Below are 18,750 nucleotides of genomic sequence, written 5' to 3'. Positions count from 1 at the left end.
AAAAAGTGACGACCATGACTAAAATCGACCTCCCCAACGTGTACCGAGGCTATATCGCCTGCCTGAACGAGCAAAACTGGTCAGCGCTGGAAACCTTTGTGCATGAGGACGTGTACTACAACGATCGCCGTATCGAACTCACCGGCTACCGCGAAATGCTGGAAAGAGACTTCGATCAAATCCCGGACCTGCATTTCAACATCCAGCTGCTGATTGCCGAATCGGACTACATAGCCGCTCGCCTAAACTTCGTGTGTACCCCAAAAGCTCTATTTCTCGGCCTGCCGGTGAACGGAAAGAAAGTGTTCTTCACCGAAAACGTCTTCTACCGATTCAACGGCGAAAAGATCGAACAGGTCTGGTCGGTCATCGACAAAGCGGCTATCGAAGCGCAGCTAGTGGGTAACAACGATTATTCCCGCTGACCTGCGGCGCACTCAATGGATCTGCTAGGCTGCCGAGCCCGACCGCCGACAAAGCCAGGCTCAAACCATGTTCACGTTGCGCGTCATGACCCTAGACGATTACGACTCGGTCATTGACCTCATGCGCGCCACTCCGGGCGTCACCTTCCGCGATGCCGACTCCCATGAATCGACCTCACGCTATCTAGAACGAAACCCCGGAATGAGCTTCATCGCCGAAGACGGGACGGTCCTCTGCGGCTGCATCATGTCCGGCCACGATGGCCGCCGAGGGTACTTACAGCACTTGGTCGTCTCGCCCGAATATCGGCGACAAGGAATCGCCAATGCATTGGTGGACCGCTGCCTTTCCACGCTTGAGGAACACGGAATACTTAAATGCCATCTCGACGTGATCAAGACCAATACGACAGCGGCGGATTATTGGAACAGTCAGGGTTGGCAGTTAAGGACTGATATTGATCGGTATTCGTTTTCGCGCTTGGGGGGTGGGAATGTTTGAGTGGGCTGTTGTTGTTTCGCGTTATAAATGCGCATTGTTATCGACGAACCTAGCTTTCACTTGAAGTGATCTGCATCGCCGCTAGCACATTGTCCGGACAGCAGCCAAAAGCCGCCTCGATGCCTCAGCTTCGACTCTCCCTTCGTCATTGCCTTCACTGAACACTGAACAGGTGGCTGTGCTTGTTCCATTTGAACAGTGATATACCGCAATAACCCCGCCCGGCCCCGCGCCGGTATGCCCGATAAGAGTCTGGCCAGTATTCACGCCGCCAATCATAAGACCGAGACCATAGCCTGGAGTAATCCAGGGCCGTCCTGGCATCGGTCCGCCGAGCACGATTGCATCTAGCATCTCGTTCTGCAAAAAAGATGAGAGGAATGACCCATTCAGCAGTTGGTCCAGCAGAACAGTCGTTTGATTAAGTGGGCCGACCAACAGACCGTGATAGACCCAACCGGGGTGATAAGTCGACGCAGAGCCGAGATAGGCACCCAGCAAATCCTCTGGCGTTTTTGCCAGTCGTACGTTGGACAAACCGAAGGGCGAAAACACGCGTTCAACTAAGGCATCGCCAAGGCTAAGCCCCGTCACTCGCTCAATGAGTCTTCCCACGAACATATAACCCACGTTGGAATACCGCCAGCCAGCGCCTGGCGCGTAGCGCAACTTGGAGGCGTCGAGACGCTGCATCATATCTTTCGCTGACCATGGGACGTCGCCGTCGGCAACCGCCGCGTGGTATTCCTTCAGCTCTCCATAGTCAGCCAGCCCCGCTTGGTGCTTGAGCAGTTGCCGCAGAGCAAATTGACCCTCCGGCAAAGACGCATCCAGCTCAATCAAACCGTCTCGAACCAATGAAAGCGCCGCTACGGCAAGCACTGTTTTGGTAAAGCTCCACCAAGGGACGATGACCTCGGATTGATCAGACTCCAGCGGCTTACCGTTTAATAGTGTGGAGGAAAGCACTGTTGGGATGCTCTGTATGGGGCTGAAGTATCAGCGATGAAGTAGGCCGGATGATGGAACGGCGGGCAAGGGTTGCCTTTCGGGATAGGGCAGTTTTCGGCCAGAAGCGGACGTTCAACAAGGCTCTATTTTGAGATTTGGAGGCGCCTACAGAGCCGGGATAATTCATATAGATATGGCGAGTATCAGAGAGGGAGAAGCTTTTGAAACGGCGCACCACCAAGCACGCCGGCTCAAGCGACTCAGAATGGGATATCAGGGTCCGAACCATCCGCGCCGGCTGAGAATGGCTTAGGAGACTGCGCTAAAATGGGGATTACCAAGGACGCAGCAGTGCGCAATGGCTCGACAGCAACTACATCACCAAGCGCTCCTGAAAAAACGATAATTTCATCTGCCCCAGCTTCAGTGCCGCCAGCATCTCCGAACAGATCCTCATCTTCTGGCTTTTCCTCAACAGGATCTAAATCGACAAAGTCTCGCCCCATCATCATTTTATAATGAGGCATATGTTCCATAGTCTTAAAGACCTTGAAGAAGATTTTTATATAGCTTTGTGCCATACCATCGCTTATTGCCACGTACAGCTCATCTGGCGAATAGTGCGATCCGTCGTTAACCCAACTGATTAATGACTGACATTGAACCTTTTCCTGCCCTTCAAACTTGTCAATGATAACATGCGTATCTATATTCCCTAGGATTTTGAAGTAGTTCTCCAAGATCCTACGCATGGTGTTTTGGATTGTAAGCACCGGCAGTGGTTTTTTTGTCAACTCTGCCCACAGCAGCTGATAGGATGTTTTAATAGGATTGCTCTCAAAGCCTTCGATCTTCGAGAAATGATCGGGCTTGCGTATTACCCAAAACGTCTCATCCTTAACTGAAACATCTCCAGTCCTCTGGGGATTAAAGGTGATTTCTTTATGAAAGTGCACGTTATGGGTCAGGATAAAGGCCTGTTTTAGGTTATTCCCCTTCTGGCGAACCTCGTGAAAGAGCTTTTTGATCAAACTACTTACGATGAACAGCACATCGCTATCCAAGCTTGAAACCGGGTCATCAATGACGACTATTCGATCAGTGCTGATACCTGAGTTCGAGATACTTCCCCTAAGCAAATGATAGAAGTAAAGGAAGGTAACGAAGGTCTTTTCGCCTTCACTGAGCGTAGCTTTAGCATCAGTTCCATCGCTTCTGATCAGGCGATATGAATTATCGGCACACGCAGGATCTAGGGAGAAACTTCGGAATCCAAAGTTTTTCAGGATTTTATTGATCGCAATGACAGTAGGTTTCACGCTTGTCAGCGAAGTTTCAATCTTCGCAATTTCTGCGTCAGCTGTGGATATATCTAACGTTGCCCTATCTAGGCTTACAGTGATGCCATCAATTGCTTTGCCGATACGATCAACATCTTTGGTGTAATCAGCAAGAGTGTCTTTAAGCTCAACATCAAGAAGATACCGCCACACCGCATCTGTTAACTTCTTCTGCTCAACGGAGAATCCCGAAACAAGACGATTATGTTCAGAAACCTTGAGGTTGGCTAAATTTATCAGCTCAGAAATTCTAAGCGGAATATCTGCAAGACTTTCCAACGCCACGTCAATGCTGGGGCTAGCCACCTTGTGGTCAATGCGTTGCCTGTTCACCAACAGGATTGCATTCAGGGCCTGCAATTGAAGATCAAGTTTCTCTTTATCTAGATGCGAACAATCCGTGGCTAGGACTATTTGAGCCTGGGCTAACAGTCCATCTGCTACTGCGTTATAAGTATCCCGAAACTGCGAAAGAGCTCTAGTACCAGCTTCGAACGTTTCGTCGAAGTAATCCTCAAGGCTTTCTTGGAATTCATGCGGCAATTTCTGTTGACAGAAAGGACAGTCGTCGTCGGTATGGCCCAAGTACTTCATACCTTGCCTAATCCAGTCACTGTTCCCCAAGTGCTGGATCATCGCAGATACATTGACGTCCTCTTTGCCGACCACTTTCTTGCTCATGACAAGGTTTTGCTCAAGCGCGACCAAGCGAGACAGGTCAAGAATGGAGATGGCATTCATGGGTAATGGTACGTCACCATAAAGTACGTCTGCGCGTTTGCGCAGGTCTTCGATATCAACCAACTGGGAAGTATTATTTTTGCTCTCCTGTAAGACCCTATTCTTGAAGGCCTCCCGGTTATTTCTTAGGCCTTTAAAAGCCCCCTGAAACTCATCGTCGTGCTTCTGCTTTTGTTCCCAACACCGTCCTACTAGTTTTTCTTCCAGGGTATTGTTTTCGGCGACCTTCCCGCTCTTACCGTCTAGGCCGTGTAGGTTTTCTTGCGCTTTGGTTTTGAACAGCGCGTGGCGGTTTCTTTCCTTATTGAGCTCTTCCAGGTGATCAAGTTGCGCCTGCTCGGCCTGCCCCAGCGTGAACACACCTTTGAACTGCTTCGAATCAGTGAAATTCGCAGCGATGAAATCGTTGTTGTAGACCATTGCCGGAATCGGATTGCCCTTCGCCCACGTGACCCTGGAGGTCGTTGAAAGTGCGGGGTTGTTTATCAGCCTGCTGATCGTTGTCTTGCCTGCTCCGTTTGCACCGTAGAAGTAGTTCACAGCCTTAAGGTTTTGAATCGTTTCGGGGGTTACGGGGCTGTAGGTTGCTATGTTGGAAAGGGTGATCGATTCAATCATGTCTCGCATCCGTGGAGAGGGGAAGTTCGGGAACAAGCCAAGGCGGCCTTAGGCGCACGTCATCCTCGAATCCAGAGCAAGAGGTGGCCTTTTGCCCCCTCAGCGTAGACCAATACACCAGCTTTTGAAGGGGTAGCAATCGAAAACTACCACCGCGAACCCGGTTTTAGATGCACTTCTGTTTTTTGGTCGCTCTGGGGGAGTGGTCGCGCGTCCTACGCACCTCGACTACAGCTAGCCACTCTGCATCTTCAAGTTGCGCATCATCGAAAAGGGGACAGATTTATTTTTCTATAACAGTCCGCTTTTGGCCGAATCCTGCCATTGCTAACCGGCTCCTGGGGGTCGAATTAGCCCGTCACCAGCGACCACAATGCACCGCTCTGAGACCAGATCCCAACAAACCTCTCTACCGTTTCCGCTCCAACACCTCATTTAATTTCTCGTCATTCTCCATCAACACTTCCACCTCTTTAATCCGCTCGGCGTAGTCAGCCGCTGCGGCTTTGAGGACGGCTTCTTGCCGTTGAGACATATATGACGTTGATGCATTCAGCGAGTCAACGCTACACGGTGTCTGCTGAAAAATGCTTTTGCCGTCTGGATTGGTGCATGTGTAGACAGCACCGGCGCTCGCAGTGCTTGCACCTGCCAAGAGCACTGCACACACGATGATTGGGGAAAGGAGGTTAGTTTTACTCACGCTGTACCTGTCGGTGGCCTAGGGTGTTTCATAAATATCGCCGTTAATTCCATCCGCAGTGTAATCCAAGCCGGCGGGTTGAATGGTCTCCCATACCCTGTGGAGTCCAGGAAGCTGTTAGGGTGAAGTGCGACCTGACAACAGCATTCATAAACCTGAGAGAAAGAGATTGAGTGATGCGTATCACCTGCCTACACACGGCTGAGAGCAACATAGCGGTCTTTGACTTGGCCGCAAAGGAGCTGGGTATTGGGCCCGAAATTTTGCGGCATGAAGTTCGAGCGGACCTCTTGGCTGCGGCCGAGCGTGCCGGTGGACTGACGGCTGACCTATTGAATGCAACGCAACTAGCGCTGTTTTCACTCGCTCAGCACGCTGACGCCGTTGCGCTTACCTGTTCGACCTTGGGCCCCGCTATCGAGGGCATTGCAAATGCTCAGTCGCCGATTTTGAGAGTCGATGAAGCACTGGCCTCGGCTGCCGTTCATGCAGGTTCTGCGGGGGGCAAAGTCGTAGTGTTGTGCGCGGTCGAAACCACAATCGACCCCACCTCTCGTCTGTTCCTTCATGCTGCGCAGGGATCAAACGCATTGGTCGAGGTGCAGCTTGTTTCCGGCGCTTGGGCATTGTTCAAGTCTGGCGACCTTGAGGGATACTTAGCGGCCATTGCGAAAGCGGTAGACGCTGCCTATATCGACGGCGCGTCAGTAGTTGCACTGGCACAAGCATCCATGAGTGGCGCCGCTTCGCTTGTGACCGCTGGCCCACCCCCACTCACCAGCGCAACGGCAGGTTTGAGGGCCGCACTGGAAGTCGAAAAAAAGGACCGCAGTTGAACGAACACACTTTGTCCATGCGTTTGGAGCGCGTGGCGGCAAATGTGCCAGCAGGTGCAAGACTGGCCGATATTGGCTCGGATCACGGCTACCTGCCGGTAGCGTTGATGCACCGGGGTCTCATCGCGACAGCGGTGCTCGGTGAAGTGGCCTTGACGCCGTTCCGCTCGGCCCAACGCACGGTACGCGAGAATGGCCTGGACCAGCGAATCACTTTGCGTCTGGCCAACGGCCTGGCAGCGATTGATGCCAGAGACGGGATCACGGCAATCAGCATTTGCGGCATGGGCGGCGAGACGATTCGCGACATTCTTGACAGCGGTAAGGCGCGCTTGAGCGGCCAGGAGCGGCTGATTCTGCAGCCCAACGGCGGCGAGCAGCCTTTGCGCCAATGGCTGATGGACAATGGCTACCGAATTCTCTGCGAGGAGGTGCTGCGAGAAAACCGCTTCGACTATGAAATCATCGTGGCTGAGCGCGCCTGCCCGGTGATGTACACCGCCGAGGAGTTGTACTTCGGCCCGCTGCAGATGCAGGCGCGTAGCCCGGCGTTTTTGCTCAAGTGGCAGCGCATACTGCGTCAGAAGCAGAAGACCTTGACTCATTTCGCCAAGGCGCGGCAGGCCTTGTCCGAGGACAAGGTGCAGGACGTCGCCCAACAGGCCCGGTGGATAACCGAACTGCTGGCGTGTTGAACGGTGCCGAGCGGTGATCAGACCAGGCACTAACCGCGTCGCAGCCTGACAAGCATCGGGGCAATAGTTAAGCTGATACCCTTCAAGCAATTACATGCTGAGCAGAACTATGAATCGTCAAAAAAAACTACAGCAGTTATTCAAGGCCAAAGCTAAAAAGGCCAGTTCCAAATTGGCACCGTCAAATCGGTCTACCTACGTCAGTAAAGCCGACCGATTGAAATTGGCGGCTGAATCCAGTCTTGAGCCAATCATTGCCGCTGAGAGCTGATCTGTCTCTCTAGCACTAACGGCATTTATCGTGGGCTCATTGTTTTATCGTCGCCAACAGTTGGAGCACCTGTTGTTTCAACAGGGTGTTCAAACTCTCGAGGATATGGGGATTTCAAGGCCACGGGATGCGCCGATGAGGAGGATGGATTTGGGCATGGTTGGGTTTTGCATTGATGGCTCCCTTGTACGTGAAACCTGATTGAGCGCGGGCTCGGTCGTGACTCCGCCCTAAACATCGAGCGCAGTTCCACATCGAGACAACAACCCTACTCCCCCGAAGCAACCCTGCCGGTACTACCGTATCAATTCGCCCGATAGCCACGTCGTAAACAAGCCCTGTCACGGTAATTCCACCCGGCAAATTCGGGTTGGCTTTCAGTGCGGCGACGTCTATCTCGACCGCTTTATACGGATCGTCGATCTGCAGCGCCTCAAGCTGGTGTTCTTCGACGCCCATGTATTTCGCCAACAACTCAGGGGCGTGGTGATAGCAACCGGATATGCCGCAGTCGGTGTGGTGCAAGACGATCAGGTTCCAGCCATGACCCACCTGCGCGCCAGCAACCCGCGAGACGGTGCCAAGAATGGCCATCATTCCGAACAGCGCCGGGTTCCCGCGGCCGCCCACGTTGCGGATAACGGCGGCCTCGCCGGGCGCGAGTTTGAGCACGTCCATGGGGTCGACCCGAGGGTCGACGCAGCCGATGATCATGGTTTTTTGCGTGAAGGAATAATCTTGAGGGCAGCAGAGAAACCGGTCTCTGCGAATTCAGTATTGCGTTGGGTCAAAGTCTGAAGAAAGTCCATGATGGCCTTGTCGTTAAGTCAGTTAGGGAATCAAACGCGCTGGGGAAGTTTGGTCGACATCATTGCCTGCACCTTTTTCGGGTCGGCAGTGAATGCATCGTGAATGCCACGCGACTGGGCGCCGGCGATAACTTCATCGTTGGTGCCCGCTTCAAGGGCGTCCAGCGCGTCAGTGACCACTTCAACTGGGCTGAGATATCCTCACGTTGCGGCTTTACACCCGCGTGCCCGCCTTGGGAGTTTCTCGGCAGCCGCTCGCGAGAGCGGGCTTGCGCAGCCTCAGGTCTCCCGGATGATTGCGGAGCTGGTGCGCGGCTGCTTTCACGCACCACCCGAACCGTGGTTCCGACCGAAGCGGGCATCGAATTTCTGACGCGCATGGAACCGATTCTCGCGGCCGTCGATGACGCGCAGAACAGCGTGCGGGAAACCGGAGAGCTACGTGGCCTGCTCCGCATCGGGATGCCGTCAACGATGGGTATCCGCGTCGTGCTGCCCAAGTTGTCTGCGTTTACTGAACGTCATCCGCTGCTGCACATCGAGCTGCTGCATGAAGATCAGTGGCAGGACATGGTCAAAGAAGCTGTCGACGTCGGCATCCGCGTGGGCAACTTGCCGGACTTGCCGGTACCGCCCGGCAGATTGGAACGATGCGCCGTGTGATCGTGGCCTCTCCCGGCTACCTCGCGCGCCACGGCACACCGGACACCCCAGCCGACATCGAGCACCATCGAATCATCGGCGGCTCGGCCGGTGCACAAATCTCTTCGTGGCAATTTGAGCGCGACGGCAAGGTTTCATCCATCACGCTCAACCCCCAGGTCTCGATCAATGACACCGCAGGGGCGCTAGCGGCAGCAACAGGAGGCTTGGGGATTACATCCACCACGTCGTGGGCCTGCGCATTGGAGTTAGAAAGCGGAGCCTTGGTGCACCTATTTCCAGAATGGAAAATGGCCGAACTGCCCGTCCACGCGTACTTTCCGATGGGTCGACCACGCGCCTGGCAGCGCGCGTTTGCTGACTTTCTGGCCGCCACCCTCGCCAGCGATACCCGGCATTTTGTAAATCTGTAGAAGGGGCCGCCACGGCTTCGACGCCGCGCTGTCGCGCAGCAAACTGGGTGGCACATTGTGCTGTTTAAGATTTGCAGCGTGAGGACGCAAGCCTTCGCGAATAAATTCGGTCCCACCGTTTTTGGCGCTGCACAGATTTTTGTAGGGAGTTGGGAGTCCAGTGGGACCGAATTTATTCGGGAATGGATTTCAGAGCCATAGTTGACGATCAAACCGGGTAGGCTCTCTAATCGCCAAAAGAAACCACGAGGTTCGTCTCATGAGCAAAGCGTCCTATGTTCCACCGAAGGTCTGGAAAAACAACGCGCCATCTGGCGGCCAGTTCGCCAGCATCAACCGCCCGGTTGCGGGACCAACCCACGATAAGGTGTTGCCCATTGGAAAACACCCGCTGCAGCTCTACTCATTGGCCACGCCCAATGGCGTGAAGGTAACTATCCTGCTCGAAGAGCTACTGGCGCTTGGGCATACCGACGCCGAGTACGATGCGTGGCTGATCCGTATTAACGACGGCGACCAGTTCTCCAGCGGTTTTGTCGCCATCAACCCCAACTCAAAAATCCCGGCCTTGCTGGATCACAGCGTGGAGCCGGCGATTCGAGTCTTTGAGTCTGGGTCGATTTTGCTTTACCTGGCGGAAAAATTCGGTGCCTTCCTGCCCACCGATGTGGCCGGGCGCACGGAAACTCTGAATTGGCTTTTCTGGCAGATGGGTGCAGCGCCGTACCTGGGTGGGGGCTTTGGGCATTTCTACGCTTATGCACCGGAAAAGCTTGAATACCCAATCAATCGCTTCAGCATGGAGACTAAGCGTCAATTGGATGTCCTTGACCGCCGCCTTGGTGAAAGTGCCTATTTGGCGGGGAATGGCTATACCATCGCTGACATCGCAGTCTGGGCCTGGTACGGCCAATTGGTGCGGGGCAACCTGTATTCGGCTGCCGAGTTTCTGTCTGTGCAGGAGTACACCCATCTGCAACGCTGGGCAGAAGAAATCGCCAACCGGCCTGCGGTCATCCGTGGCTGTCGAGTCAACCGGCCATGGGGCGATGAAGCAAGCCAAGTGCCGGAGCGGCATCAGGCTGAAGATTTAGGCTGATGCCGCCATTCTTCCAGGCAGGAACATGGCTTGGGGGAAACAGGGTCGCGTTAGCTTGAGCGTGGGGACAATTTATGCCATCTAACGGTGGTGTCCCCCTCTTTAGTACCCTATCGCCGATTTGATTCAAGCGGTGTGTTAGCCTGACCGCAATTAAGCCAGTAGGTGCATCAATGAGATACATATTTGCACCGTTGCGCGGACGTTTTACGTCTGCCCGTTGGCGAACTCGCTTGACGCTTTGGACCGCAGCCACGATAGCCGGTTTATCGGTGGTTCTCTTCGCCAAGCTTGCTGATCAGGCGTTGGCTCTCTTTGCCACCGTTACAACCGGTCGCAGCTGGCTTCCCTTTCTGCTTACACCTCTGCTCGGCATGTTGGTGGTATTTCTCACTCAACGCTTTTTCCCGGGCAGCCAAGGCAGCGGTATTCCTCAGGTGATCGCGGCAACGCGGTTGGTAGCCAACGGAAAACCGATAACCAAACTGATTTCGTTGCGTATCGCTCTAGGCAAGATTGGTCTTGGTACGTTGGCGCTGACGGGCGGATTTTCAGCCGGCCGAGAAGGCCCCTCGGTGCAGGTGGCCGCGTCCATCATGCACGCGGCGCACCGCTTTTTACCTCACACTCGGGTTGTCAGGGTTCAAGACTTGATTCTTGCCGGAGGTGCAGCAGGCATTGCTGCGGCATTCAACACTCCTTTGGCAGGCATCGCTTTTGCGGTGGAAGAGCTGGGTCGCAAACTAGAAACACGTACCAGTGGGGTGCTTTTAAGCACAATTATCCTGTCCGGGATGATTGCCATTGGCTTGCAGGGGAACTACAACTACTTCGGCCGATTGGATGTCGACGCCGTAACGCGACAGATCATTGTGCCAGTGCTTGCCTTGGGCGTGTTCTGCGGTTTATTGGGAGGACTCTTCAGTCGCTTATTGCTGCTGCCCCAGCGATATCGGAAAAACGTGGTTTGGAAATGGAGAGACATGCACCCCGTCTGGTTCGCAGGCATCTGCGGCCTAGTGGTTGCGTCATTGGGATGGGCCAGTGGAGGTATTTCTTTCGGCAGCGGTTACGGCGTCGCTACTCAGATCATTAACCATGGACAAAGCATTCCTTGGTACGCCGCCGCTACTCGGTTTTTGGCCACCCTGGCGACCTATTTTTCCGGTATTCCTGGCGGCATCTTTGCACCGTCTCTCGCAGTAGGGGCTTCGTTAGGAGCAAACGTCGCCGAGCTTTTCAATTTGGCCCCGCAACCCATCATTGCGTTGTGCATGGCTGGATTCCTTGCCGCCGTCACTCAATCGCCCATCACCTCGGCGATCATTGTGATGGAAATGATCGACAGTCACGGCATGGTTATCAGCCTGATGGGCATCGCGCTTATCTCGAGAGCCGTCAGCTCGCGATTCGGACCTGAGTTATATCAGCAACTGGCACTTGGCTTTCTGCAATCCTCTCAACGTGAACAAACGGCACCCAAGGTCACTGCCGCCGTACTCGACGCTCACTTTAAGTAAACGCTAGATTGGGAAAACCCTTCCATTGGTTATCAAGAGTGGTCATTCTCGATGTAACATTTTTTGTACTGATTCGACCAGTGGTCGAGTCATCCGCTTATTCCCCGGTATCCTTGGGAGCTCTAGCTCGCGGTTCTCATCAGGCTTAGGCTACATCGATTAGACACCATCGACTCCACTCCTCACCATCCAAGGAGTGAGGTATGCCTCATGCTCGCTGTTACGCGCTGATTGTCAGCACTTTGCTCGTTTGCCAGACGGTCGCGGCGCAGGTCATTGTCCGAGACCTCGGCGACTTTAGCCTTAAACTCGGAACCACGCCCAGCCGTAGTATGGCTCAAGGTCTCGTCACGCCTACGAGTGGTGGCTCAACATTCCACGGCGGTCTAGACCTGACGCATGACAGTGGCTTTTACGTTGGTCAGTGGTCACCCCACGCAGGCATCGCCCCGCAAAGTTCACTCGAAGTAGATTCCTACATGGGCTTTAAAAAGCCGTTCGACAAAACATTGGGCTATGAATTGGGGGTCATTCGGTACAGCTATCCCAACACCGACCAGATTGATAGCCATGAGCTTTATGCTGGCTTCCAGGTTTTCGATTCCCGTATAGGTACCGCGTTCAGTAACGACGCCGGACGCCAAGACAGTACGCTGTTTCTCGACCTGGGTGGCATTGCACCTCTGGGAGTCGATTTGCGCATGCAATACGGCAATCACCAACTCGACACGCCAACCTTGATTGAAGACGGAGGCATGGTGAGCACATACAAAGACTGGTCGTTCAACGTTTCGCGCCCGTTGATGGGCATGAACATGAACCTGGTGTATAGCGGCTCAAGCCTCACTGGCGCCAATTGCAGTGCGTACAGCGGTCATAACTCCGAGTGCGAAACCACGGTTACGCTCAAAGTAGTACGCTCGTTTTTTTGATCAACTGGACTGGACATCGCGTGGTCAAACTCGCGTCCTGCGGTATGAGCATGTTCGCGCACTTCTGACGCTTTTTAGGACTTAACCGCGCAAGCTTGTTGGGCATCCACCTACACTAAAATGACGTCAACCTTGTCTAAATCTCCAATGCCAAGGCTCGTACCCATAGCCGGCAGCATTGTTGATCGGGTAAGACATCTGAAAGCCGAATGATCCCGCGTTTTTTTCTAACCATTTAAAAGCCAACGTCTCTTCGAATTCACGCTCTAGTGCAACGCTTCCGCAAGTTCCTATATCAACAGCGCAACCCGTGTGGTGCTCGCTGAAGAAGGGAGGAGCCGAAACCGCAAGAATGGTTTCAATACTCAAACCCGAGTCTAGTTTCCTTTTTATTATTTCCGCCTGCCGCTCAACGCTTCTGAACGCCGAAATAATGTGAATATCCACACCACAACTACCGGCGGAAAACTTCAACTGTCGCCACGCCTCTGCAGCGATGGGCAGTAACAGGTGCTTTCTTGCGTTAGCATCAACTTCGGCAAGCTCCAAGGCCTTCACCTCAATGAACTCTTGCAGATTGCGATCAATAACGAAGTGTAGCGATATACCTAGGCAATCAAGCATCCGCAGCGCAGCGGGCGTGTAGCACATCATAAGACGGCAGCGCGCCGTTCAATCACAAGCGCCGTCGCTTGGCGCGTCATCTGATCAAGGTGTCGGTCGCGTTTTTTTTCAGCCTCTTCCATCGCTTTTTTTCCGTGTTGTTTCAGCAAATACAAATGAATCTGCCGAACTTCCAGCGAGCTATAAATCGGTGCGACGTCCAGCACCGCCAGCAACCCGCTCGTACCGTGATCACGGGTGTTCATGACAATCTGTGGGCCGCGGGCGGTCAATACCTGAAAGCCCATAGACTCGAAATACGGCACTTTGGCAGCGGTGCAGGCCAGTTCAGCGTGTGGGTACCGACCGAGCAATTCCTGGAGCATCGAGCGGGCAATGCCTTGACGTCTATGAGTCGCACACACGGCCATGTATGGCACGGCGCAGGCATCGGGATCATCTGTCACCGGTAAATACAGCAAGAAACCTAAGACCTTAGAAGTATCCTCAACATCCAGCGCCACGATTAATTCGACGGGAATGCCTTTTGATCCGTCCATTGCATTCAGGTAAAGATGGACCTCGAAGCCGATGCCGTATTGATAAAGGCTGTAAAGCGGATTACTCGGCGCGATGGCCACCATGCTGATGTCAGTTAGGTAGTCCACAACCATCTTCAATATCTGGTCTTTAATGGGTTCAGGCGGCGGCATTTGAAAAAGGGTGATCATGGACATCGAGTATCGGGCTCCGAAGGTCAAGGCGCCCCTGGCCTCATCATGCCAGCGTCGGGCGGCGTCTATCATAACGCTTCTTAGCGCTAACAACGGTTGACCGCGCCTGAATAAAGCCCGGCAAAGCCGGATGGCCCGCCGTGCATCGCCTCAACACGGCGCACCTCTACCGGCTCGCCATCAAACGGCGCCGCCGGAGCTCGCTACCGCGCCGCACCATTGGTGCCTATATTGGATCTATTGCGTAGAACGATTCACTCATCCAGGAACCCATACAATGACCGACACCTCGCCCCTGACCATCGCTGTATTACTGGGCTCCGTGCGTTCCGATCGTCAAGGCATCAAAGCCGCTCGCTTGCTCTTGGCAGCGCTTGAAAAGCGTGGGCACGAGGCGGTTCTCGTAGACCCTATGGTGACTCGCCTGCCTCTGCTGGACCGCATGTATAAGGAATACCCCAAAGGCTCGGCACCGGCCGAGCTGGAGCAACTTGCCACTCTTTACCGCCGTGCCGATGGTTTTCTGTTGGTGAGCGCGGAATACAATCACGGCGTCCCGCCAGCGCTGAAAAATCTGCTTGACCACTTTCTCGAAGAGTACATGTGGCGCCCTTCCGCAATCACTTGTTATTCCGCAGGAAGGTTTGGCGGCGTGCGAGCCGCCATGCAACTGCGCATGATCTTGGGAGAATTGGGCATGCCGAGCATACCCAGCCTGTTTTCCATACCTAACATCGGCGATGCCTTGGCTGATGACGGACAGCCCAAGGAAAAACGCACAACTAAACAAATGAACAGATTTCTGGATGAGTTTGAATGGTATGCGCAGGCTTTGAGACGTCAACGAGCGAATGGGATGCCTTATTGAAATGTGATGCCTGATAGCTGGATCCAAGCTCCCGTGTGAGAGGCAGCAATTGCTCAACGCGTTTGCGTATGAGGACTGGCTACGCCTGCAGTGAAGCATCTGACCCAAAAACCGCAGCGCATGGAATCCCAAAGAGATAGCCGCCTGCTTGGGTTGAAAGCAAACTATTACGACTCAGGATGGCAGGAGCAAGGCTTGCCCGCAAAGGCTTCAAGGACTGCGATAGCGAGCCAAGTTAAACGCGACCTTTGCCGCCGAGCCGCAACGCTGGCCACGATGTATCAACCCCTAAACCACCCCCTCCAGCTCACCCAACAATTGCGCCCCAATCATCAACTCACTCGCAGACAAATTCTCCCGCAAATGCGCCACGGACGACGTCCCCGGAATCAGCAAAATATTTGGCGCTCGCTGCAGCAACCAGGCCAGCGCCACACACAGCGGTGAAGCACCCAACTTCACAGCAACGCTCGAAAGAACGTCCGATTGCAGCGGTGTAAACCCGCCCATTGGAAAGAACGGGACGTAAGCAATGCCCTGCGCGCCCAGATCGGCGATGAGTTGTTCGTCATCTCGATGGGAAAGGTTGTAGTGGTTCTGGACGCAGACGATATCGGCGATACCCTGCGCCTGCTTGACTTGGGTTGCCGTGACGTTGCTCAGTCCCAGATGGCGAATGAGGCCTTGGCGTTGCAATTCGGCCAGGGCGGTGAACTGTTCTTCGATGGACTCTTCGGAGGGCGAGTGAATATCGCCCCACGCCCGAAAGTTCACCACTTCCAGTACGTCTAGACCCAAGTTGCTCAGGTTGTCATGCACGGCGCGGGTCAATTCGGCTGGGGTTTGTGCCGGGTTCCATGAGGCGTCAGCTCCACGCTGGGCGCCGACCTTGGTCACGATCACCAAGTCCTGAGCGTAGGGGTGCAAGGCTTCGCGGATGATCTGGTTGGTGACATGCGGTCCGTAGAAGTCGGCCGTATCAAAGTGGTTTACCCCGGCTGCCAAGGCTTCGCGTAGTACGGCGACTGCCGCTTTCGGGTCTTTAGGCGGACCGAATACTTGCGGACCCGCCAACTGCATTGCACCGTAGCCCATCCGATTAACTGTCCGGTCGCCGAGTAAATAGGTGCCTGCTGTGCTGATGTCGCTCATTTTGTGTGCCCCATCCAATGTATGTAGATCCACTATAGTCATTGACCACTCTACTGATAATCAGGTGCAATCGGCACGGGCTGTACGGAGTAGCGAACAATGGCGACAGATATTCAAGACTTGCTGGCGTTTGTGGCCGTGGTGAACGCCGGCGGATTTCGCGAGGGCGCCCGTGCGAGTGGGAAATCGGCCTCAAGTCTCAGCGACGGGGTCCGACGCATGGAAGCTCGGCTCGGCGTGCGCTTGCTCAATCGCACCACCCGCAGCGTGGCACCAACGGAGGCTGGCGCACGATTGATGGAACGCATCGTCCCCGCACTGGGCGAGGTCGAATCGGCGCTTGATGTGGTCAACGAGTTTCGCGAACGGCCGTCGGGCACCCTGAAGCTGAACGTCCCCGTCAGCGCCGCACGACTGGTACTTCCAGGAATTATCACGCCGTTCCTGCACGCCTACCCCGATATCCGCTTGGAGGTGATCGTCGAAGAGAGCTTCGTTGACATGCTCGCGGCGGGTTGTGACGCGGGCATTCGCTACGATGAGCGACTTGAACAGGACATGATCGCCGTTCCTATCGGCCCACGCTTTCAACGTTTCGCAACTGCCGCATCGCCGGCCTATCTGAATGCCAGAGGTCGGCCCCAACATCCTCGCGACCTGCTCGATCACGCCTGCCTGCGAGGCAAGTTTCCCAGCGGCTCGATGCCACCCTGGGAATACGAACGTGACGGCGAAACTCTCCGCGTCGACCCCACGGGTCCGTTGATTGTCAGGGTGGGAGGTGCCGTGGACTTGGCGGTACAGGCTGCGATTGACGGCTTGGGCATCGTTTACTTATTCGAGGACTGGCTGCGGCCTTACTTGGACGTTGGGGTACTGGAACCAGTACTTGAGCCCTGGTGGCAGAACTTTACCGGACCATTTTTGTATTACCCAGGGCGCCGCTACGTGCCCTCTCCCCTTAGAGCATTTGTGGACTTTATTAAGGCCAATTGAGCGCGGGCTATTTTGAAAACCGCACACTAGAGACATTACCTAATCGACCTTAGCTAGAGTCGATGACGCCGTTAATAGGCCGAAGGCTGCTTGATGCTAGAAAATCATCCCTCCCGCTACATCGATGGTATTGCCCGTCACCCAGGCGGCATCCTCAGACACCACATAAGCCACCGATGCCGCAATATCCTTGGGTTTACCCACACGCCCCATGGGGGTCTTGGCGGTAAAGAATTCATCCATGCCTTTGGCCGATTCCGCATTACCCTCCGTGTGCACAAACCCCGGCGCGATGCCAACCACGCGTATGCCTCGGGGGCCCAACTCCATAGCGAGAGAGCGGGTCAATGTGTTTACCGCGCCTTTGGTGGCGCAATACACATGTACGCTTGGGTACGGGCTATGAGCCAGACCCGAGCTGATATTGACGATAACCGAACCGGCCTTCATTACCCGTGCGGCTGCTTGGGTTGTAAGCAGCAATCCGCGTACGTTCAGGTTGAAGTGCTCATCGAAACTTTCGGCACTCAACGCCTCAAGCGAGTCCTGCTTATATACACCCGCATTATTGATCAGAATATCCAGGCGCCCGAACGCCCCGACTGCGGCCTCAATCAACGGCGCAATATCCGACGGATTGGAAATGTCAGCCCTGCACGCAAAGGCTTCGCCACCTGTCGAGACGATGCGTTGCACAACTTTATCCGCGTCTTCGGCGCTGCGTGAGTAATTGACGACAACTTTGGCGCCATCAGCGGCCAAGCGCTCAGCGATAGCCGCACCTATACCCTTCGAGGAGCCTGTGACAATAGCGACTTTTCCAGATAAATGACTCATAAGGACTGCTCCTGTGAAATTGAACAGCCATGTTAGGCTGGGTCATATCATTGAATAAGCGGAGCCAACGGCATGCAGTATGAAGCACTGCTTCACAATGGCGTCCTGCCTGCGGAGCTATTGCCGGGTATCGCCGCATTTGCCCAAGTAGCAAGACACGGGAGTTTTACTAAGGCGGCCGCGCAGATGGGGGTATCACCATCTGCCCTTTCTCAAACCTTACGTAACTTTGAAGCGCGCCTTGGCGTTCGGCTGTTGGAACGCTCGACGCGGCGGGTCGGAGTTACCGAAATAGGTCAGCGATTTCTTCACCAAGCACAACCGGGTCTAGCTGCATTGGCCTCAGCCATAGAAGATGTCAACGAGTTGCGGGACAAACCCACTGGGCTGCTGCGCCTCAATCTCTCGCGCACCGCTGCCGACATTTTGCTAATGCCTCATTTGCTGGCGTTTATCGATACCTACCCGGACATCACCTTGGAGATCCATTGCGATAACGCCCTATTGGACGTCGTCGCAGGCGGCTTCGATGCGGGTATACGCGTGGGCGAGAACCTTGCCCAGGATGTTGTCGCTGTCCCCCTAGGCGGCCCTCATCGCATTGCCACTGTCGCAGCCCCCAGCTACTTACTTGGCCGTGAACATCCACGCAAACCTGAAGACCTTGACCAGCACCGCTGCCTCAACATCCGTTTAACCGGCGCAATATACCGCTGGGACTACAATCACAAAGGTCAGGCCGTAGCATTCCAACCCCGTGGGCCCCTAATTACCAATGACGTTGACACACTGATGCAAGCCATACGCGCCGGTGCAGGAATTGGCTGCGCATTCGAAGCGCAGGTTCAACCGGACATCGACAGCGGCAAGCTAGTGCCCTTGCTCGGACCTTGGTGGCCCAGCGTCTCTGCCTTTTATCTCTACTACCCCAGCCGAATTCACGTACCGCGCAAACTGCGAGTTTTCATTGAATTTATGCAGAATTGTTGGAACCGATGAGCGACAACAAAGGGCCTCAAGAACCCGCAGATCAAACCGCACG

Annotated in this window: 22 protein-coding genes; 14 read left to right on the top strand and 8 right to left on the bottom strand. The window is 54.6% G+C overall.

The features are described 5' to 3' along the window. Positions 1-14 precede the first annotated feature (14 nt). Together QN378_RS04450 and QN378_RS04445 are read left to right on the top strand one after the other, a co-directional pair. A complete protein-coding gene (locus tag QN378_RS04450; RefSeq protein WP_322202581.1) occupies positions 15-425 on the top strand; it encodes an ester cyclase in 411 nt (136 codons plus the stop codon). 67 nt (positions 426-492) lie between these two features. Beyond that, the gene (locus QN378_RS04445; RefSeq protein ID WP_322202579.1) at positions 493-927 is read left to right on the top strand and encodes a GNAT family N-acetyltransferase; all 435 of its coding nucleotides are present in this window, start codon (positions 493-495) and stop codon (positions 925-927) included. An 81-nt stretch (positions 928-1,008) separates the two neighbouring features. Here QN378_RS04445 and QN378_RS04440 read toward each other — a convergent pair whose 3' ends face one another. From QN378_RS04440 to QN378_RS04430, 3 genes are all read right to left on the bottom strand, one after another. Then, positions 1,009-1,896, bottom strand: coding sequence for a serine hydrolase domain-containing protein (locus tag QN378_RS04440; protein ID WP_322202577.1), 888 nt, complete (start codon positions 1,894-1,896; stop codon positions 1,009-1,011). 242 nt (positions 1,897-2,138) lie between these two features. After that, positions 2,139-4,577, bottom strand: a complete 2,439-nt coding sequence (locus tag QN378_RS04435) for an AAA family ATPase (RefSeq protein WP_322202573.1) — start codon at positions 4,575-4,577, stop codon at positions 2,139-2,141. 409 nt (positions 4,578-4,986) lie between these two features. Continuing rightward, the gene (locus QN378_RS04430) at positions 4,987-5,280 is read right to left on the bottom strand and encodes a DUF4124 domain-containing protein (protein ID WP_323547029.1); all 294 of its coding nucleotides are present in this window, start codon (positions 5,278-5,280) and stop codon (positions 4,987-4,989) included. Positions 5,281-5,456: 176 nt separating this feature from the next. On the opposite strand from QN378_RS04430, the gene QN378_RS04425 reads away from it, so the two are divergent. The 3 genes from QN378_RS04425 to QN378_RS04415 all read left to right on the top strand — a co-directional run bounded on the left by QN378_RS04425 (position 5,457) and on the right by QN378_RS04415 (position 7,082). After that, the gene (locus QN378_RS04425) at positions 5,457-6,116 is read left to right on the top strand and encodes an aspartate/glutamate racemase family protein (RefSeq protein ID WP_322202571.1); all 660 of its coding nucleotides are present in this window, start codon (positions 5,457-5,459) and stop codon (positions 6,114-6,116) included. After that, positions 6,113-6,811, top strand: a complete 699-nt coding sequence (locus QN378_RS04420) for a tRNA (adenine(22)-N(1))-methyltransferase (protein WP_322202569.1) — start codon at positions 6,113-6,115, stop codon at positions 6,809-6,811. Before QN378_RS04425 ends, QN378_RS04420 begins: the two co-directional genes overlap by 4 nt. Before the next feature lie 109 nt (positions 6,812-6,920). Then, positions 6,921-7,082 carry a DUF2986 domain-containing protein gene (locus QN378_RS04415; RefSeq protein WP_322164895.1) on the top strand — a complete coding sequence of 54 codons (162 nt, stop codon included), beginning with the start codon at positions 6,921-6,923 and terminating at the stop codon, positions 7,080-7,082. 114 nt (positions 7,083-7,196) lie between these two features. On the opposite strand, the gene QN378_RS04410 is transcribed toward QN378_RS04415, so the two are convergent. After that, complete coding sequence (locus QN378_RS04410) at positions 7,197-7,796, bottom strand: carbonic anhydrase (RefSeq protein ID WP_322202567.1); 600 nt, start codon at positions 7,794-7,796, stop codon at positions 7,197-7,199. A gap of 198 nt (positions 7,797-7,994) precedes the next feature. Between QN378_RS04410 and QN378_RS23510 the strand changes: the two genes are divergently transcribed. The 6 genes from QN378_RS23510 (at position 7,995) to QN378_RS04385 (ending at position 12,518) form a co-directional block, all read left to right on the top strand. Then, a complete protein-coding gene (locus tag QN378_RS23510) occupies positions 7,995-8,264 on the top strand; it encodes a LysR family transcriptional regulator (protein WP_322202565.1) in 270 nt (89 codons plus the stop codon). A 5-nt stretch (positions 8,265-8,269) separates the two neighbouring features. After that, complete coding sequence (locus QN378_RS23505; RefSeq protein ID WP_322206843.1) at positions 8,270-8,554, top strand: LysR substrate-binding domain-containing protein; 285 nt, start codon at positions 8,270-8,272, stop codon at positions 8,552-8,554. Further along, on the top strand, positions 8,542-8,967 hold the full coding sequence (locus QN378_RS04400; protein ID WP_323547030.1) for a LysR substrate-binding domain-containing protein: 426 nt from the start codon (positions 8,542-8,544) through the stop codon (positions 8,965-8,967). The genes QN378_RS23505 and QN378_RS04400 overlap by 13 nt, the downstream gene beginning before the upstream one ends. A 259-nt stretch (positions 8,968-9,226) precedes the next feature. Beyond that, on the top strand, positions 9,227-10,066 hold the full coding sequence (yghU, locus tag QN378_RS04395; protein WP_322202562.1) for a glutathione-dependent disulfide-bond oxidoreductase: 840 nt from the start codon (positions 9,227-9,229) through the stop codon (positions 10,064-10,066). Between the two features lie 173 nt (positions 10,067-10,239). Continuing rightward, positions 10,240-11,586 (top strand): chloride channel protein, encoded by a 1,347-nt coding sequence (locus QN378_RS04390; protein ID WP_323547031.1) that lies wholly within the window; start codon positions 10,240-10,242, stop codon positions 11,584-11,586. Between the two features lie 203 nt (positions 11,587-11,789). Continuing rightward, the gene (locus tag QN378_RS04385) at positions 11,790-12,518 is read left to right on the top strand and encodes a TorF family putative porin (protein WP_322202560.1); all 729 of its coding nucleotides are present in this window, start codon (positions 11,790-11,792) and stop codon (positions 12,516-12,518) included. Positions 12,519-12,644: 126 nt separating this feature from the next. On the opposite strand, the gene QN378_RS04380 is transcribed toward QN378_RS04385, so the two are convergent. Together QN378_RS04380 and QN378_RS04375 are read right to left on the bottom strand one after the other, a co-directional pair. After that, complete coding sequence (locus tag QN378_RS04380; RefSeq protein WP_322202559.1) at positions 12,645-13,067, bottom strand: M15 family metallopeptidase; 423 nt, start codon at positions 13,065-13,067, stop codon at positions 12,645-12,647. Positions 13,068-13,168: 101 nt separating this feature from the next. Next, positions 13,169-13,858: a GNAT family N-acetyltransferase gene (locus QN378_RS04375; protein ID WP_322202558.1), complete on the bottom strand. Its 690-nt coding sequence runs from the start codon at positions 13,856-13,858 to the stop codon at positions 13,169-13,171. Between the two features lie 274 nt (positions 13,859-14,132). On the opposite strand from QN378_RS04375, the gene QN378_RS04370 reads away from it, so the two are divergent. Beyond that, positions 14,133-14,723, top strand: coding sequence for an NAD(P)H-dependent oxidoreductase (locus QN378_RS04370; protein WP_322202557.1), 591 nt, complete (start codon positions 14,133-14,135; stop codon positions 14,721-14,723). A gap of 288 nt (positions 14,724-15,011) precedes the next feature. Here QN378_RS04370 and QN378_RS04365 read toward each other — a convergent pair whose 3' ends face one another. Then, complete coding sequence (locus QN378_RS04365) at positions 15,012-15,875, bottom strand: aldo/keto reductase family oxidoreductase (RefSeq protein ID WP_323547032.1); 864 nt, start codon at positions 15,873-15,875, stop codon at positions 15,012-15,014. 99 nt (positions 15,876-15,974) lie between these two features. On the opposite strand from QN378_RS04365, the gene QN378_RS04360 reads away from it, so the two are divergent. After that, the gene (locus tag QN378_RS04360; protein WP_322202552.1) at positions 15,975-16,871 is read left to right on the top strand and encodes a LysR family transcriptional regulator; all 897 of its coding nucleotides are present in this window, start codon (positions 15,975-15,977) and stop codon (positions 16,869-16,871) included. Positions 16,872-16,967: 96 nt separating this feature from the next. Here QN378_RS04360 and QN378_RS04355 read toward each other — a convergent pair whose 3' ends face one another. Further along, entirely contained in the window at positions 16,968-17,708 is a 741-nt protein-coding gene (locus QN378_RS04355) for a glucose 1-dehydrogenase (protein WP_322202550.1), read from the bottom strand. Between the two features lie 72 nt (positions 17,709-17,780). On the opposite strand from QN378_RS04355, the gene QN378_RS04350 reads away from it, so the two are divergent. Beyond that, positions 17,781-18,707, top strand: coding sequence for a LysR family transcriptional regulator (locus QN378_RS04350; protein WP_323547033.1), 927 nt, complete (start codon positions 17,781-17,783; stop codon positions 18,705-18,707). Positions 18,708-18,750 lie beyond the last annotated feature (43 nt).

Source organism: Pseudomonas sp. 10S5, from assembly GCF_035019745.1.
Classification (GTDB): Bacteria; Pseudomonadota; Gammaproteobacteria; order Pseudomonadales; family Pseudomonadaceae; genus Aquipseudomonas.
This window is presented reverse-complemented; position numbering and strand designations above follow the sequence as displayed.

What these genes read in the sequence shown, in the direction of transcription:
- QN378_RS04450 (WP_322202581.1), top strand. Translation starts at nt 15, where the DNA reads ATGACTAAAATCGACCTCCCCAACGTGTACCGAGGCTATATCGCCTGC.
- QN378_RS04445 (WP_322202579.1), top strand. Translation starts at nt 493, where the DNA reads ATGTTCACGTTGCGCGTCATGACCCTAGACGATTACGACTCGGTCATT.
- QN378_RS04435 (WP_322202573.1), bottom strand. Translation starts at nt 4,577, where the DNA reads ATGATTGAATCGATCACCCTTTCCAACATAGCAACCTACAGCCCCGTA.
- QN378_RS04425 (WP_322202571.1), top strand. Translation starts at nt 5,457, where the DNA reads ATGCGTATCACCTGCCTACACACGGCTGAGAGCAACATAGCGGTCTTT.
- QN378_RS04415 (WP_322164895.1), top strand. Translation starts at nt 6,921, where the DNA reads ATGAATCGTCAAAAAAAACTACAGCAGTTATTCAAGGCCAAAGCTAAA.
- QN378_RS04410 (WP_322202567.1), bottom strand. Translation starts at nt 7,796, where the DNA reads ATGATCATCGGCTGCGTCGACCCTCGGGTCGACCCCATGGACGTGCTC.
- QN378_RS23510 (WP_322202565.1), top strand. Translation starts at nt 7,995, where the DNA reads ATGCCACGCGACTGGGCGCCGGCGATAACTTCATCGTTGGTGCCCGCT.
- QN378_RS23505 (WP_322206843.1), top strand. Translation starts at nt 8,270, where the DNA reads ATGGAACCGATTCTCGCGGCCGTCGATGACGCGCAGAACAGCGTGCGG.
- QN378_RS04400 (WP_323547030.1), top strand. Translation starts at nt 8,542, where the DNA reads ATGCGCCGTGTGATCGTGGCCTCTCCCGGCTACCTCGCGCGCCACGGC.
- yghU (WP_322202562.1), top strand. Translation starts at nt 9,227, where the DNA reads ATGAGCAAAGCGTCCTATGTTCCACCGAAGGTCTGGAAAAACAACGCG.
- QN378_RS04390 (WP_323547031.1), top strand. Translation starts at nt 10,240, where the DNA reads ATGAGATACATATTTGCACCGTTGCGCGGACGTTTTACGTCTGCCCGT.
- QN378_RS04385 (WP_322202560.1), top strand. Translation starts at nt 11,790, where the DNA reads ATGCCTCATGCTCGCTGTTACGCGCTGATTGTCAGCACTTTGCTCGTT.
- QN378_RS04375 (WP_322202558.1), bottom strand. Translation starts at nt 13,858, where the DNA reads ATGTCCATGATCACCCTTTTTCAAATGCCGCCGCCTGAACCCATTAAA.
- QN378_RS04370 (WP_322202557.1), top strand. Translation starts at nt 14,133, where the DNA reads ATGACCGACACCTCGCCCCTGACCATCGCTGTATTACTGGGCTCCGTG.
- QN378_RS04365 (WP_323547032.1), bottom strand. Translation starts at nt 15,875, where the DNA reads ATGAGCGACATCAGCACAGCAGGCACCTATTTACTCGGCGACCGGACA.
- QN378_RS04360 (WP_322202552.1), top strand. Translation starts at nt 15,975, where the DNA reads ATGGCGACAGATATTCAAGACTTGCTGGCGTTTGTGGCCGTGGTGAAC.
- QN378_RS04355 (WP_322202550.1), bottom strand. Translation starts at nt 17,708, where the DNA reads ATGAGTCATTTATCTGGAAAAGTCGCTATTGTCACAGGCTCCTCGAAG.
- QN378_RS04350 (WP_323547033.1), top strand. Translation starts at nt 17,781, where the DNA reads ATGCAGTATGAAGCACTGCTTCACAATGGCGTCCTGCCTGCGGAGCTA.